Source organism: Pseudomonas urethralis (assembly GCF_021602465.1).
GTDB lineage: Bacteria > Pseudomonadota > Gammaproteobacteria > Pseudomonadales > Pseudomonadaceae > Aquipseudomonas > Aquipseudomonas vlassakiae.
This window is the reverse complement of the sequence record NZ_BQIJ01000002.1, coordinates 239814-256312: the sequence shown is the minus strand read 5'-3', so window position 1 is coordinate 256312 and position 16499 is coordinate 239814. Positions and strand designations below refer to the sequence as shown.

At 64.9% G+C, this 16499-nt stretch carries 11 protein-coding genes; 9 read left to right on the top strand and 2 right to left on the bottom strand.

What is annotated here, in order from left to right:
- Window positions 1-56: 56 nt before the first annotated feature.
- The gene (gene zwf, locus L6D64_RS03940; RefSeq protein WP_176507505.1) at window positions 57-1562 is read right to left on the bottom strand and encodes a glucose-6-phosphate dehydrogenase; all 1506 of its coding nucleotides are present in this window, start codon (window positions 1560-1562) and stop codon (window positions 57-59) included.
- Window positions 1562-2542: a phosphogluconate dehydrogenase (NAD(+)-dependent, decarboxylating) gene (gene gnd / locus L6D64_RS03935; RefSeq protein WP_176507504.1), complete on the bottom strand. Its 981-nt coding sequence runs from the start codon at window positions 2540-2542 to the stop codon at window positions 1562-1564. Before gnd ends, zwf begins: the two co-directional genes overlap by 1 nt.
- 203 nt (window positions 2543-2745) lie before the next feature.
- On the opposite strand from gnd, the gene L6D64_RS03930 reads away from it, so the two are divergent.
- From L6D64_RS03930 to L6D64_RS03890, 9 genes are all read left to right on the top strand, one after another.
- On the top strand, window positions 2746-2916 hold the full coding sequence (locus L6D64_RS03930) for a DUF6026 family protein (RefSeq protein WP_219824750.1): 171 nt from the start codon (window positions 2746-2748) through the stop codon (window positions 2914-2916).
- Between the two features lie 521 nt (window positions 2917-3437).
- The gene (glgA, locus tag L6D64_RS03925; protein WP_176507503.1) at window positions 3438-4997 is read left to right on the top strand and encodes a glycogen synthase GlgA; all 1560 of its coding nucleotides are present in this window, start codon (window positions 3438-3440) and stop codon (window positions 4995-4997) included.
- Between the two features lie 13 nt (window positions 4998-5010).
- A complete protein-coding gene (gene treZ, locus L6D64_RS03920; RefSeq protein WP_176507502.1) occupies window positions 5011-6753 on the top strand; it encodes a malto-oligosyltrehalose trehalohydrolase in 1743 nt (580 codons plus the stop codon).
- Window positions 6750-8819, top strand: coding sequence for a 4-alpha-glucanotransferase (gene malQ / locus L6D64_RS03915; RefSeq protein WP_176507501.1), 2070 nt, complete (start codon window positions 6750-6752; stop codon window positions 8817-8819). The genes treZ and malQ overlap by 4 nt, the downstream gene beginning before the upstream one ends.
- The gene (locus L6D64_RS03910; protein ID WP_176507500.1) at window positions 8816-11590 is read left to right on the top strand and encodes a malto-oligosyltrehalose synthase; all 2775 of its coding nucleotides are present in this window, start codon (window positions 8816-8818) and stop codon (window positions 11588-11590) included. The genes malQ and L6D64_RS03910 overlap by 4 nt, the downstream gene beginning before the upstream one ends.
- A gap of 17 nt (window positions 11591-11607) precedes the next feature.
- On the top strand, window positions 11608-11874 hold the full coding sequence (locus L6D64_RS03905) for a DUF2934 domain-containing protein (protein ID WP_152955953.1): 267 nt from the start codon (window positions 11608-11610) through the stop codon (window positions 11872-11874).
- A gap of 152 nt (window positions 11875-12026) precedes the next feature.
- Entirely contained in the window at window positions 12027-14180 is a 2154-nt protein-coding gene (glgX, locus tag L6D64_RS03900) for a glycogen debranching protein GlgX (RefSeq protein ID WP_176507499.1), read from the top strand.
- Between the two features lie 53 nt (window positions 14181-14233).
- Window positions 14234-15028 carry an endonuclease/exonuclease/phosphatase family protein gene (locus tag L6D64_RS03895; protein ID WP_176507498.1) on the top strand — a complete coding sequence of 265 codons (795 nt, stop codon included), beginning with the start codon at window positions 14234-14236 and terminating at the stop codon, window positions 15026-15028.
- A 321-nt stretch (window positions 15029-15349) separates the two neighbouring features.
- Window positions 15350-16429 carry an autotransporter domain-containing protein gene (locus L6D64_RS03890; protein ID WP_176507497.1) on the top strand — a complete coding sequence of 360 codons (1080 nt, stop codon included), beginning with the start codon at window positions 15350-15352 and terminating at the stop codon, window positions 16427-16429.
- Window positions 16430-16499 lie beyond the last annotated feature (70 nt).

Below are 16499 nucleotides of genomic sequence, written 5' to 3'. Positions count from 1 at the left end.
GCCGGCCTCTTCGCTGGTAAACCCGCGAAGAGGCCGGCACAGGCAACAAGGCTCTTTCAACCCAGCTTGTGCCACTCACGCTTGTCGCGGGTCAGCAATTCAGTGCCTGCCTCGGGGCCATCCTCACCCGCACGGTACTCATGCACCTCGCCGCCCTGGGCCCAGGCATCGAGAAATGGCTGTACCGCGCGCCAGCCGTTCTCGATGTTGTCGGCCCGCTGGAACAAGGTCTGATCGCCAGTCAGGCAGTCGTAGATCAGCGTTTCATAGCCGGTGGCCGGGGTCATCTTGAAGAAGTCCTTGTAGGCAAAGCCCAGCTCGATGTTCTCCATCACCAGTTCCGGCCCCGGCCGCTTGGCCTGCAGGTCGAACCACATGCCTTCGTTGGGCTGGATCTGGATCTTCAGGTAGTTGGGCTTGGGCCGCTCCAGCTCCGACTCGCGAAACTGCGCGTACGGCGCGGGCTTGAAGCAGATGGCGATCTCGGTGTCGCGCACGCTCATGCGCTTGCCGGTGCGCAGGTAGAACGGCACCCCGGCCCAGCGCCAGTTGTCGATCATCACCTTGAGCGCCACGTAGGTCTCGGTCTGGCTGTCGGCAGCGACGTTGTTTTCCTGCCGATAGCCCGGCAGCTGCTTGCGGCCCTGCTTGCCCGCCGTGTACTGGCCACGCACCGAGTTCTTCAGGGCCATTTTTGCCGACCAGGGGCGGATGGCACCGATCACCTTGGCCTTCTCGCCTCGCACGGCATCGGCGGCAAACGCCGCCGGTGGTTCCATGGCCACCATCGCCAGCAGCTGGAACAGGTGGTTGGGCACCATGTCGCGCAGCGCGCCGGTGTTGTCATAGAACGCACCGCGGGTTTCCACTCCGACTGTCTCGGCGGCAGTGATCTGCACATGGTCGATGTAGTGGTTGTTCCAGAACGACTCGAACAGGCCATTGGAGAAGCGGCTGACCAGAATGTTCTGCACCGTTTCCTTGCCCAGGTAATGGTCGATACGGTAGATCTGCCGCTCGCTCATCACGTTCAACAGGCAGGCATTGAGCGCCTCGGCACTGGCCAGGTCAGTGCCGAAAGGCTTCTCCACCACCACGCGCCGGAAGCCACCGGCCGACTCGTCGAGCAACCCGGCGTCGCCCAGGCGCTGAGCCACCTCCGGGAAGAAACGTGGCGAAGTGGCCAGATAGAAAATGGCATTGCCATGGCTGGTTTTCTCGATGCGCCTGGCCAATGCCGCATAGGTCGCCGGGTCAAGGAAGTCGCCGGTCTGGTAGTCCAGGCGCTTGGCCAGCCGTGCCCAGAGCTTTTCGTCGAGGCACTTGGCAGCGCCCTCGCCGCCTTTGTCGCGCGCCTGCATGAAGCCATGCAGGCGCTCGGCGAATTCAGCGGCCGTGGCGGGGTTGTGGTCGACGCCGACGATGCGCAGGTTGCGGTCGAGCAAACCGTCACGGCTGAGGTTGTAAAGCGCCGGCATCAGCAGGCGCTTGACCAGATCACCGTTGGCGCCAAACAGGAATAGCGTGCAGGGCGGAGCAGCAGGAATGGTCTGTTGGGTCATCAGTCTTTTTTCTCGACGTGGCCACCGAAGCCCAGGCGCATGGCCGACAGGATCTTGTCGCCATAGGTGCCCTGCTGCTGGCGGGAGCGGAAGCGGGCGAACAGCGCACTGGACAGCACCGGTACCGGCACCGCCTGTTCGACGGCGGCGTCGATGGTCCAGCGGCCTTCGCCACTGTCGGACACCGAGCCACTGAACTGCGCCAGCTGCGGGTCGGCCACCAGCGCATCGGCAGTGAGGTCAAGCAACCAGGAGGTGACTACGCTGCCACGGCGCCAGACTTCGGCGATCTCGGCCACGTTGAGGTCGAAGCGCTGGTCTTCCGGCAGCTCGGTGCCGCCTTTGCTGCGCAGCAGGTCGAAGCCTTCGGCATAGGCCTGCATCAGGCCGTACTCGATACCGTTGTGCACCATCTTCACATAGTGCCCTGCGCCAGGCGGGCCGGCATGGATATAGCCGTGCTCGGCACGTTCGTGCTCACCGCTGCGGCCGTGGGTACGCGGAATGTCGCCGACGCCCGGTGCCAGTGCCTTGAACAGCGGTTCGAGGCGCTCGAACACCGCCTTCTCGCCACCGATCATCATGCAGTAGCCGCGGTCCAGGCCCCACACACCGCCGGAGGTGCCGACATCCAGGTAATGAAGCCCGCGCTTGCCCAGTTCGGCCGCTCGGCGCATGTCATCCTTGTAGAACGTGTTGCCCCCGTCGATGATGGCATCGCCGGGTTCCAGCAGCTCGGCCAGCTGAGCGATGGTCTGCTCGGTAGGCTCGCCGGCTGGCAGCATCACCCACACCGCCCGGGGCGCCTTGAGCTTCTGCACCAGTGCGCCAAGGTCGTGGGCACCTTGGGCGCCTTCGCCTTCCAGCCCGACCACGGCTTCACGGTTACGGTCATGGACCACGGTGCGGTGGCCGGCGCGCATCAGCCGCCTTGCGATATTGCCGCCCATGCGGCCCAGCCCGACGATTCCCAATTGCATGAGCCGATGCTCCCCTTACCCAATAAATGACAACCACAGTTCAGCTTTTCAGATTAGTCCAGCACGGCGCCTGAGGGTTCAGCGACGAACGGCGTGACAACGTTAAACAAAAAAGTTCCCTTAGGCAGAGAAAGAATTCAGAATGCGCGCCGCGTGAAGCGACTACGCTTTAACTGTCACCAGCCAAAACCGCGAGGTGTGCCATGGGTACCTTGATGCCTGCTACTCCAACCCAGACCCTCTATGTCTCCGTGCGCCGCGACGAGCTGCGCCAGTTGAAGGACGAACGTGACCAGCTGCGCCAGCAGGTCGCTCAATTGCACATGCTGCTGGAACAGGCACGTAGCGACGACGGCAAGACCGTCGGCTTCTGATTCATCCCCCTCTCCCGGTGGGAGCTTCGCGCTCCCACAATGCTGTAACCCCGCCCCATTCTAGTGCGCTTCACGTCGCTCGGTTACCTGATGGCGCACGCGTGAGCCAGCCCTGCCCCACCCTCGAACACCCCTGTTCATATCCGGTCACACTCGCCAACGTTTGCGTCTATCTCGGTCATAACCGAAGTGACCAGTGGGTCACCTTTTTATCTCCCTCTCTCCTACACTCAGGTTTCGGCCCGCCATTTGCTCAGAGGAAGAGCGACGTAAAAAAGTCGAACTTTTGGAAATGGTGGCGGGTCAGCAACTAAGTAGGCCAATCGCAAAGGACTTCCTTCGCACGGCCGACCTACCCCAACCAGTCCAAGCGCCTTCGGCCGGAATGCTGATCGCGTTGTGCCTGCACGCACGACTTCGGGGCATGGATAGCATCACGCAATTGCCGAATCAGAGAGAACCCGCACGAGATAACACCAAGGGTGCCAGCACCCTGCCAACACTTAGGGACGGAGAGAAGTATGATCAGTGCCGCTGTCGAGCCTCACGTAGAGTCATTCAAACCGGACAACCGCGAGCCGCTTACCCCGGATTTCGCCAAGACAGGCACGGCACCCGGCGCCCAGCGCCAGCACAACCCCAACAAGCGCAAGATCCTGTTCGTCACCTCGGAAATCGCCGACCTGGTCAAGACCGGCGGCCTCGGCGACGTTTCCGCGGCCCTGCCACGCGCCCTGGCGCACTTGCATGATGTCCGCGTGTTGATCCCGGGTTACCCGCAGGTGGTGGAAAGCGACAATCCCATCCACATCGTCGGCGAGCTCGGCGGCCACGCTGCCCTGCCGCCTTGCAAGATCGGCCGCATGGACATGGCCGACGGCTTGGTCATCTATGTGCTGATCTGCCCCGAGCTGTACCAGCGCGACGGCACCCCTTACGGCGCCAACAACGGTCGCGACTGGCCGGACAACCACATCCGTTTCGCCCGCCTGGGCCTGGCCGCGGCGGAGATCGCCGCCGGCGAAGGCATGATCCACTGGAAGCCCGAAGTGGTGCATGCCCACGACTGGCCCGCCGGCCTGGCGCCGGCCTACATGCATTGGCGCGGGCTGAACACACCGACCCTGTTCACCATCCACAACCTGGCCTATCAGGGCGTCTACAGCCGCGGCTGCAGCCCGGAGCTGGCGATACCCGACCATGCCATGCAGCAAGAAGGCATGGAGTTCTACGGCAAGCTGTCGTTCCTCAAGGCCGGCCTTGCCTACTCCAGCCACATCACCACGGTCAGCGCCACCTACGCCCAGGAGATCACCACCCCGGAATTCGGCTGTGGGCTCGATGGCTTCCTGGCTAGCAAGGCCCAGCAAGGCCTGCTCGGCGGCATCCCCAATGGCATCGACGAAAGCTGGGACTCGGCCACCGACAAGCACCTGGAGCACAACTTCAGCATCAACGACTGGGAAGGCAAGGCACGCAACACTGACGCCGTGCGCAAGCTGTTCGGCCTGCAACCTTCCGAAGGGCCACTGTTTGCCGTGGTTTCGCGGCTGGTCTACCAGAAAGGCCTGGACCTGACCTTGGGCGTTGCCGACTACATCGTCGAGCAAGGCGGCCAGATCGCGATCATCGGCCGCGGTGAGCCGGAAGAAGAACAGGCCATGCGCGAGCTGGCCCTGCGCTACCCTGGCCGCATCGGGGTACGCATCGGTTTCAACGAAACCGACGCCCGGCGCATGTTCGCGGGCAGCGACTTCCTGCTGATGCCTTCGCGCTACGAGCCTTGCGGCCTGAGCCAGATGTACGCGCAGCGCTTCGGTTCGCTGCCGGTGGCACGCAACACCGGCGGCCTGGCCGACACCATCGAGAACGGCGTTACCGGCTTCCTGTTCGATGAATCGACCGTCGACAGCTACCGCGAAGCGTTGAGCCGAGCCTTCTATACCTACGGCAAGAAGGACCTGCTCAATGCCATGCGCTGCCTGTCGATGACCCAGCCGTTCAACTGGTGCCAGGCAGTGGAACCCTACGCGCGCCTCTACGAGGACCTGGTCAAGCAGGCCCACCTGAGCCACTACTGAGCGGGGTTGGAAGATGCACAGGCATGGCGCACACCTGATGGACGCCACGTCGGCGCGCTTCGCCCTGTGGGCGCCCGATGCGCGCAGCGTGAGCTTGGAACTGGAACAGCAGCCGGCGATCGAGCTGCTGCCCGAAGACGGCGGCTGGTACACCGGGGTCGCCCCGTGCCGGGCCGGTGACCGTTATCACTATCGTATCGACGGCGAGCTGCAAGTGCCTGACCCGGCGTCGCGCTATCAACCCGAAGGGGTGCACGGGCCGAGCCAGGTCGTGGATGTCGGCGCCTTCGACTGGCAGCACCCCTGGCAGGGGCGGCCCTGGCACGAAGCGGTGATCCAGGAACTGCACGTCGGCGTGCTCGAGGGCTACCAGGGGGTCGCCCGGCGGCTGCCGAGGCTGGCCGAGCTGGGCATCAGCGCCATCGAGCTGATGCCCCTGGGGCAGTTCCCTGGTGAGCGTAACTGGGGCTACGACGGTGTACTGCCCTTTGCGCCACAACACAGCTACGGCAGCCCGGAGCAGCTGTGCGCGCTGGTAGATCAGGCCCATGGCCACGGGCTGATGGTGATGATCGATGTGGTCTACAACCACTTCGGCCCGGACGGCAACTACCTGCACCAGTACGCCAGCCCGTTCTTCAGGGAAGACCGCCAGACACCCTGGGGCGACGCCATCGATTTCCGCCGCCCAGAGGTGCGCGAGTACTTCATCCAGAACGCCCTGATGTGGCTGTGCGACTACCGCTGCGATGGCCTGCGCCTGGACGCGGTGCACGCCATCGACCAGCCGGACTTTCTGGTGGAACTGGCGCAACGGGTGCGCACGGCGGTGGAACCGGGACGGCACGTGTGGCTGGTGCTGGAGAACGAGCACAACCAGGCCTCGCTGCTGCAGCAGGGCTTCGATGCCCAGTGGAACGACGATGGCCACAATGCCTTGCACGTTCTGTTGACCGGGGAAACCGAAGGCTACTACGCCGATTACCAGGAAAAACCCATCGAAAAACTGGCCCGCTGCCTGTCCGAAGGCTTCGTCTTCCAAGGTCAGGCCAACCGCCACGGTACGCCCCGCGGCGAACCCAGCGGGCACCTGGAACCCTCTTCGTTCGTGTTGTTCCTGCAAAACCATGACCAGATCGGCAATCGCGCCCTGGGCGAACGCCTGACTCGCCTGTGCGCACCAGCGGCCTTGCGTGCGGCCACCGGCCTGCTGCTGCTGGCGCCGATGATCCCGCTGCTGTTCATGGGCGATGAAGATGGCAGTTGCCAGCCGTTCCTGTTCTTTACCGACTTCCACGACGAGCTGGCCGATGCCGTGCGCGAGGGCCGGCGCGGCGAGTTCGCCCACTTCAAGGCGTTCGCCGACCCTGAGCAACGCGAACACATACCCGACCCTAACGCCGAGCAGACCTTCGAGGCATCGCGGCCGCAGTGCAAGCAGGTCATCGCGGGCTGGCACGGCCTGTATCAGCAGCTGCTCGACGTGCGCCAGCGCCATGTCATCCCACACCTGCCCGGCAGCCGTGCATTGGGCGCCGTGGTGCTGGGCGACCAGGCCCTGACCGCACGCTGGCGCCTGGGCGACGGCCGTATCCTGCGCATCGACCTTAACCTGGCCGCGACGCCGCAGGTCGTTGAACTGCCCGCCGCACCCTGGCGCCTGTTCGACAGCAGCGACACCCGCCACCCCGATACCGCGCTATCCGCCTACAGCTGCGTGGTCAGCCTGCTTCCACCTGGCCAGGAGCTCCCATGAGCGAAACCGCCCTGCACCGACTGGCCGCCCGCGTAGGGCTGGCCCGCGACTGGATCGACGCCAACAACCGGCCGCAGCAGGTCAGCGACGAGGTCCTGCGCAAGGTCCTCGACGGCCTGGGCCACCCTGCTGGCGACGAGTCTGCCATCCAGGCCAGCCTGCGCGCCGTGGACGCCGCCGAAGACGCCGAGCACCTGCCGCCGCTGATCACTGCCGAGCTTGACCAACCGCTGCCCCTGGGGCGCTACTTCCCGCCAGGCAGCGCCGTGCGCTGTACCCTGGAAAGCAACCGCCTGCAGTACCTGACCCTCGATGCCCAGGGCAACCTGCCCGGCGGCTTGCCGGTGGGTTATCACCTGCTGCAGGTCAACGACCGCAGCTTCACCATCGCCGTGGCACCGCCGCGTTGCTGGAGCCTGGCTGACGCCGTCAGCGAACCACCGCCGCGCTGCTGGGGCCTGGCCGTGCAGCTTTACAGCCTGCGCCGCCCAGGCGACGGCGGGTATGGCGATTGCCTGGCCCTGGAGCAGTTGGCACGCAGCGCCGCCGAGCGCGGCGCCGACGCCCTGGCGATCAGCCCCATCCATGCCCTGTCAGCCATCGACCAGCAACACTACAGCCCCTACTCGCCGTCCAGCCGCCTGCTGCTCAATACCTTGTATGCCAGCCCCGCCGCGCTGCTGGGCGAGCGCGCCGTGCGCATGGCGATCGAGGCCTGCGGCCTGGAACAGGTACTCGAAGACCTGGAACAACGCCCACTGGTCGACTGGCCCCGCGCCGCCGACGCCCGCCTGCGGCTACTCGAAGCGCTTTACCTGGACTTCAGCCAGGCCGACCACCCGCTGCGCAAAGACTTCGACAGCTTCCGTGAGGCCCGTGGCCAGGCCCTGGAGCACCACTGCCGCTTCGAAGTGCTGCAGGCGCACGCCGTCGAGCATGGCCTGGGCGCCGACTGGCGCAACTGGCCCAGCGCCTGGCACGACCCGTACCACCCGGAAGTCGAAGCCTTTGCCAACGCGTATCCGGCCAGGATCGAGTTCCACGCGTTCTGCCAGTGGTTGACCGAACGCAGCCTGCAACGCGCCCAGCACGCCGCACGCAGCAATGGCATGGCCATCGGCCTGATCGCCGACCTGGCCGTGGGTGCCGATGGCGCCGGTAGCCAGGCCTGGAGCCGCCAGGACGAGCTGCTGGCCAACCTCAAGGTCGGCGCGCCACCCGACATCCTCAACCGCTCGGGCCAGGACTGGGGCATTTGCGCCTTTTCACCCGAAGGCCTCAAGCGCAACGGCTACCGCGCCTTCATCGAGATGCTGCGAGCCAACCTGGCCCATGCCGGCGGCCTGCGCATCGACCATGTGATGGGGCTGCGCCGGCTGTGGCTGATCCCGCGTGGCTGCAAGCCCGACCAGGGCGCCTACCTCGACTACCCGGTGCAAGACCTGCTGCGCCTGCTGGCCCTGGAGTCGGTGCGCCACCAGGCGATCATTCTGGGTGAAGACCTCGGCACCGTGCCCGAGGGCCTGCGTGAGCAGCTGGCGGCCAAGGCCATACTGGGCATGCGCGTATTGCCGTTCGAACAGACCCAGCCCGGCCACTTCAAACCGATCCTCGACTGGCCGGACGATGCCCTGGCCACCACCGGCACCCATGACCTGGCGCCACTGGCCGGCTGGCTGCAAAGCCGCGACATCGACTGGAGCCAGCGCCTGAACCTGATCGACGCCGCCACCGAGCTGCACTGGCGCCACTATCGGCAAAAGGAACGCGAAGGCCTGCGCCGCACGCTGGAGGCCAACTATGGCCCGCAAGCGGACAATGACGCGCTGATCGATGCCGCCATCCGCTACGTCGGCCACACCCGCGCCCCGTTGGTGCTCATCCCACTGGAAGACCTGCTGGGCAGCGACGAGCAACCCAACCTGCCCGGCACCACCAGCGGCCACCCCAACTGGCGCCGGCGCTTCGCCGCTCCGGTGCACGAACTACTCGACGACGAAGACGCCGCACGGCGCCTCGAACTGCTGGCCCAGGCCCGCGAACAAGCCTGGGAGCGTGACCGATGAAACCACTGACCGCGACGCTACGCCTGCAATTTCACAGCGACTTCAGCCTCGATGACGCGGTGCCACTGGTACCGTACTTCGCCCGGCTGGGTATCAGCCACCTGTACGCCTCGCCGATCCTCAAGGCCCGCGCCGGCTCGCGCCACGGTTACGACGTGGTCGACCCGACCTGCGTCAACCCCGAACTGGGTGGCGAGGCTGCGTTGCAACGGCTGGTGGCTGCGCTGCGCCAGCATGGCATGGGGCTTATCCTCGATACCGTGTCCAACCACATGGCCGTGGGCGGCGCCGACAACCCGTGGTGGCAGAGCCTGCTGGCCTGGGGCCGGCGCAGCCCCTACGCGGAGTTCTTCGACATCCAGTGGCACTCCAGCGACCCGCTGCTGGCGGGGCAGTTGCTGCTGCCGTTTCTCGGCAGCGACTACGGCGTGGCGCTGAAGAACGGCGACATCCCGCTGCAATTCGACGCGCAATCGGGCGTGCTGCAGATCGCCCACTATCAGCATCGCTTCCCGATCTGCCCGCTGGACTATGGCTGGATCCTCGCACAGAGCCCCGAGCCTGCTCTCAAGGCCCTGGCGGAGCATTTCACGGCCTTGCGCGAATCCCCCGAACCCGTGGCAAACGCCTTGCCACTGCACGCCGAACTGGCGCGCCTGGTCCGTGAAGGCGCGGACTTGGAGTCGGCCTTGATTGCCTTCGACAGCCGCAGCGAAAGCGGCTTCAAGCGCCTGCACCTGCTGCTCGAACGCCAGACCTACCGCCTCGCCAGCTGGCGCACTGCCGCCGATGACATCAACTGGCGGCGCTTCTTCGACATCAACGAACTGGGCGGCCTGCGGGTGGAGCGTAGCGCAGTGTTCGAAGCCACCCACGCCAAGCTGTTCGAACTGATCGAGCGCGGCCTGGTGGACGGCCTGCGCATCGACCATATCGACGGCCTGGCCGACCCGCGCGGCTATTGCCGCAAGCTGCGCCGCCGGGTCGACGGCCTGCTCGCCAGGCGCCCGTTGCAGGCTGCGCTGGAACACTTCCCGATCTACGTGGAAAAGATCCTCGGCACCGACGAACACCTGCACCGCGACTGGCTGACCGACGGCACTACCGGCTACGAGTTCATGAACCAGGTCTCGCTGCTGCAACACGACCCGGCCGGTGAAGCGCCGCTGACCGAGTTGTGGGCGGCGGTCAGCGAGCGCCCTGCTTTCCCCGAGGAAGTGCGGCTGGCGCGCCACCTGGTGCTCAATGCCAGCCTTGCCGGCGATTGCGAATCCGTCGCCCAGGCGTTGTTGCAGGTCGCCCGTGACGACCTGATGACCCGCGACCTGACCCTAGGCGCGATTCGCCGCGCACTGCAAGCGCTGGTTGCGCATTACCCGGTGTATCGCACCTACTTCAATGCCTGCGGGCGCCCGGCCGAGGACGAGCGCTTCTTCCAGCAAGCCCTGGCCAATGCCCGCCAGGACCTTGGCGAAGCCGACTGGCCGTTGCTCGACCAGCTCGAGCAATGGCTCGGTGGCCAGCCCTGGCGCCAGCTGCCACCGGGCCGGCCACGCAAGCACCTGCGCCATGCCTGCGTGCGCTTCCAGCAGCTCACCGCACCCAGTGCCGCCAAGGCTGTGGAAGACACCGCCTTCTACCGCTCGGCACGGCTGCTGTCGCGCAACGATGTCGGCTTCGAGGCCGAGCGCTTCAGCGCAGGCGCCGAGCATTTCCACAACGAGGCTCAGCGCCGCCTGCGCGACTTCCCCGACAACCTGCTGGCCACCGCCACCCACGACCACAAGCGCGGCGAGGACAGCCGTGCTCGCCTGGCCGTGCTGAGCGAGCGTGGGCCCTGGTTCGCCAGCCGCGTGGAACACTGGCGCGAGCTGGCCGCCCCGCTGCGCGAGCAACTGGATGACGGCGTGGCCCCCAGCCCCGGCGACGAGCTGCTGCTGTGGCAGACGCTGCTGGGCAGCTGGCCACTCGCGCTCGACCTGCAGGATGACAACGCACTGCGCCAGTACGCCGAACGTATCCGCCAATGGCAGCAGAAGGCCCTGCGCGAAGCCAAGCTGCGCAGCAGCTGGAGCGCGCCCAACGAAGCCTATGAAGCGGCCTGCGCCGCCTATGTCGACGGGGTGCTGCTGGACCGGGAGAACCAGCAGTTGCGCCAGTCACTGGCCGATGCCGCACAGCTGATCGCCTGCCCCGGCGCGCTCAACGGTCTGGTCCAGAGCCTGCTGCGCATGACCGTGCCGGGCGTGCCCGACTTGTACCAGGGCAACGAATACTGGGATTTCAGCCTGGTCGACCCGGATAACCGCCGCGCCGTGGACTACGCTTGCAGGCGTCGCACCCTGGACGATGCCAGCACGCCCGGCGAGCTGCTGGCGCACTGGCGTGACGGCCGCATCAAGCAGGCCCTGATCGCACGCGTGCTGGACTGCCGCCAGGCCCACGCCGAGCTGTTCCGGCGCGGGGCCTACCTGCCGCTGCAGGTGCAGGGCCGGCATGCCGATCAGGTCATTGCCTTCGCCCGCCTGGGTGAAGGCCAACGCGCCATTGTCGTCGCCCCGCGGCTGGCCTGCGGCCTGCTCGGCGGCGCCACTACACCGTTGATCCCGGCACAGAACTGGGACGATACCCGGGTGATCCTGCCGTTTGCCTTGTCGCCTGCCACTTGGACTGGACTTTTCGGCGGCGCCGCTGTCAGCCCTACAAGGGAGCTGATGTTGAGCGCGGTCTTGGCGGAATTCCCAGTCAATTTGTTGATTGAACATGCATAGCATTCAGGAGCGTCGTGATGAGTGTCGAAGAAAAACGAGTACGCGAATTCGCTTACCAGATCTGGGAGTCGGAGGGTAAGCCGGAGGGTCAGGAGGAACGCCACTGGGACATGGCACGCAAGCTTGCCGAGGCCGAAGCGCTGGCGCCGAAGGCGGCACCGCGCAAGCGGGCGCCGGCCAAGCCCAAGGTGGCGGCTGAGCCGAAGGCGGCGGCGTTGCCTGGCGCCAGCAAACCGGTGGCTGCCAAGAAGCCTCGGGCGGTGAAAAAGCCAACTGCTGGTTGAGCCCGGCCGGCCCTCTCGCGGCTAAAGCCGCTCCCACGGGTTCTCCACTGCCTTTGAGGGCAATGCAATTGCTGTGGGAGCGGCTTTAGCCGCGAAGAGGCCGCTGCAGGTCTGCGCTACATACCCTCCACAACGGCCAATCGAGGATTGCCATGAGCCCGCGCACCCCAAAGAAAACCCGCTCCGTCGCCCCAACGCGCATCCGCGAAGGCCTGCCCTTCCCCCTCGGCGCGACGTGGGACGGCCTGGGGGTCAATTTCGCCCTGTTCTCGGCCAATGCCACCAAGGTCGAGTTGTGCCTGTTCGACTCCACCGGCGAGCACGAGCTCGAGCGCATCGAGCTGCCCGAGTACACCGACGAGATCTACCATGGCTACTTGCCTGATGCGCATCCCGGACTGGTCTACGGTTACCGCGTGTACGGGCCCTACGAGCCGGAAAACGGCCACCGCTTCAACCCGAACAAATTGCTGATCGACCCCTATGCCAAGCAATTGGTCGGCAGCCTGAAATGGTCCGAGGCACTGTTCGGCTACACCATTGGCCACCCGGATGGCGACCTGTCGTTCGACGAACGCGACAGTGCGCCATTCGTACCCAAGTGCAAGGTCATCGACCCGGCCTTCACCTGGGGCCGCGACCAGCGCGTGCAGGTCCCTTGGGAGCGCACGATCATCTATGAAGCCCACACTCGCGGCATCAGCATGCGCCACCCTGCCGTGCCGGAAGAGCTGCGTGGCACCTTCGCCGGCCTTGCCAACGACGAACTGCTCAAGCACATCAAGGACCTGGGCGTGTCGAGCATCGAGCTGCTGCCGATCCATGCCTTCGTCAACGACCAGCATTTGCTGGACAAGGGCCTGAACAACTACTGGGGCTACAACAGCATCGCCTTCTTCGCACCGCACCCACGCTACCTGGCCAGCGGCAAGATTGCCGAGTTCAAGGAGATGGTCGCCCACCTGCATGACGCAGGCCTGGAAGTGATCCTCGACGTGGTCTACAACCACACCGCCGAGGGCAACGAACGCGGCCCGACCCTGTCGATGCGTGGCATCGACAACGCCTCTTACTACCGCCTGATGCCCGACGACAAGCGCTACTACATCAACGATTCCGGCACCGGCAACACCCTCGACCTCAGCCACCCGTGCGTACTGCAGCTGGTCACCGACTCGCTGCGCTACTGGGCGGGCGAAATGCACGTCGACGGTTTCCGCTTCGACCTGGCGACCATCCTTGGCCGCTATCACGACGGCTACAGCGAGCGCCACGGCTTCCTGGTCGCCTGCCGCCAGGACCCGATGCTCAGCCAGGTCAAGCTGATCGCCGAACCCTGGGACTGCGGCCCAGGTGGCTATCAGGTCGGCAATTTCGCGCCGGGCTGGGCCGAGTGGAACGACCGCTTCCGTGACACGGCGCGGGCCTTCTGGAAGGGCGACGAAGGCCAGCTGGCCGATTTCGCCGCACGTATCACCGCTTCGGGCGACCTGTTCAACAACCGCGGGCGGCGGCCGTATTCCTCGGTCAACTTCATTACCGCCCACGATGGCTTCACCCTGCGCGACCTGGTGTCGTACAACGGCAAGCACAACGAAGACAACGACGAGAACAACCAGGACGGCACCGACAACAACCTGTCGTGGAACTGTGGTGCCGAAGGCCCGACCGACGACCCTGAAATCAACGCCCTGCGCATGCGCCAGATGCGCAACTTCTTCGCCACGCTGCTGCTGGCCCAGGGTACGCCGATGATCGTCGCCGGCGATGAATTCAGCCGCACCCAGCATGGCAACAACAACGCCTATTGCCAGGACAGCGAGATCGGCTGGGTCAACTGGGACCTGGATGACGAAGGCAAGCAACTGCTGGCCTTCGTCAAGCGCCTGACCCGCCTGCGCCTGGCCTACCCGGTGCTGCGCCGCTCGCGCTTTTTGGTCGGCGATTACAACGAAGCGATCGGGGTCAAGGACGTGACCTGGCTGGCGCCCGATGGCAACGAGATGAGCGTGGAGCAGTGGGAAGACCCGCACGGCCGTTGCCTGGGCATGCTGATCGATGGCCGCGCCCAGGTCAGTGGTATTGCCCGCCCTGGGTCTGAGGCGACCATGCTGTTGATCGTCAATGCGCACCACGATGTGGTGCCGTTCTTGCTGCCGGCGGTTCCGGAAGGTGACTACTGGAGCTGCCTGATCGACACCGACCGGCCGGAGCTGCGCAAGCCGCAGCATCTGCAGTTCGACAGTACCTTCGAGGTCAAGGGGCGGTCGTTGCTGCTGTTGGCATTGCAGCGCGAGGAAGAGTGAGCCGGAACCGGCTCACCCTGTTTTATCTGTATCGGTAGCCTTGAGGAGCCACTGTGAACCTCGAAGCCGGCAGCCCAGGTTTCGCCAGCACCCGTCAGGCCCCGCCCGTCGACCGCCTGCGGGTGCTGACGGTGAACACCCACAAGGGCTTCACCGCCTTCAACCGGCGCTTCATCCTGCCTGAGCTGCGCGAGGCGGTGCGCAGCACCCAGGCAGACGTCGTGTTCCTCCAGGAAGTGCTCGGCAGCCACGACCGCCATGCCGCGCGCTACCCCGGCTGGCCGCAGACCTCGCAGTACGAATTCCTTGCCGACAGCATGTGGAGCGACTTCGCTTATGGCCGCAACGCGGTCTACCCCGACGGCCACCACGGCAATGCGCTGCTGTCCAAGTACCCGATCATCGAGCACCGCAACCTCGACGTGTCGATCACCGGCACCGAGCGGCGCGGCCTGCTGCACTGCATCCTCGACGTCCCCGGCCGGCACAACGTGCATGCCATCTGCGTGCACCTGTCATTGCTGGAAAACCATCGACAGAAGCAGCTCAAGCTGCTGCGTCAGTTGCTGGATTCCTTGCCTGCCGAGGCACCGGTGATCATTGCCGGCGATTTCAACGACTGGAAGTCCCATGGCAACCGCACCCTTGGCCTGCAGCGCGACCTGCACGAGGCCTTCGAACGCCACCATGGCCACCTCGCCCGCACCTACCCGGCGCGCCTGCCCCTGCTGCGCCTGGACCGTATCTACCTGCGCAACGCCGATAGCCATGCGCCGCAGATACTGGGGCACAAACCTTGGACGCACCTTTCCGACCACTTGCCACTGGCCGTGGAGGTCAGGTTGTAACAATGATTCGGCATAGCCAGCGCCGCAGAAATAGCGATCATCGCTATATACGGAAAATTTATTCGGCTAATCAAAGGTTTACTGTCGTCCACAGGGCTTGAACAGACCTTTCACGTTTTCTTGACGCAAGCGCCTGACTCTCCTTAGCTGAACACTATCACTAGATGTAAGAACTCGCGCCGGGCCTCTAGCTCGCGCCTTTGTGCGCGCCTGCGAACGCCGACGTGCTGGTTTGGGTCGCCCTCTGTTTTTGTCGTACAGCTCGTGACAACAGGCCAGGTCCTTGGGCTTTACACCAAAAAAAAACAGAGGAGATCCGCCATGAAAAGAACCTCGAATCCCCTGCGCTTCGAACCTATTTTCTATGCGGTTTCCACGTCGATGCTTCTGGCAACCCCAGTGGAAACCTTCGCGTTCGAACTGCAGGAAGATCCGATCTCGCCCAGCTACCTGCAGCAAGCGACGGTGCCGACGATATCGCTAGACCCGGTTACTGCCAGCGGCCTGAACATGGGGACGCTGAACGCCTTCAGCGAGAAAATGGGCGAGCGCCACAACCTGCCGGCCCCCGAACGGGTAGGCGGCCAGTGGGCACAGTTCTTCCCTGGCACCACGCCTAGGCCTGGAGCGCGAGCACCAGAGCAACTGGAAGCGCCCAGCCAGCAGTTGATGATCGGCCCGGATCTGTTCGTGCGGGAAACCGCCGAGGGCAATGTCCACCGTGCGGGAATTTTCGTCGGCCACAACAACCTGCAAAGCAGCTTCAATGGCGTACGGCCGCTGCTGGGCGACAAGCAGCGCAACGCAGTCAACCTCAGTGGCGAAAGCCTGGGGGTATTCTGGAGCATGACCCATGAGCGAGGCTGGCACCTGGATGCCGTGGCCATGGGCTCACGCATCGAGGTGATGGGCCGCGGCGACAGTGGCCAACGCCTGAATGACAGCGGCCATGCGATGACGTTTTCGGTAGAAGGCGGTTACCCGATAGGCCTGGGTGGCGGCTGGGTGATCGAGCCCCAGGCGCAATTGATCAACCAGCAGTTCTTCCCGGGTAACCAGGTGCAGGCAGAGACCTTGCAGGCCTTCGATAGCCAGCCGAGCTGGAGCGGCCGGGTCGGTGCCAAGCTGTCCGGGCGCTACGAAGTGAAAGGCATGCCGATCGAGCCCTATGTGCGGACCAACGTCTGGTATGACTTCAACGACGCCAGCGATGTCAAGCTGGACCAGGTCGACAAGATCTCCAGCTCGCGATACTCGACCACGGTAGAACTGGGATTGGGCTTGGTGGCACGGGTCACACCCAAGGTGGCGCTGTTCGTCAGTGCCGACTACAGCAGCGATGTGGATGGCAACGACCTGAATGGGCTGATAGGCAGCCTCGGGGTGCGGATGCGGTGGTAGGCAGGTCTGGCCCTATCGCGGATAAATCCGCTCCTACACGGACCATGCGATCCTTGTAGAAGCGGATTCA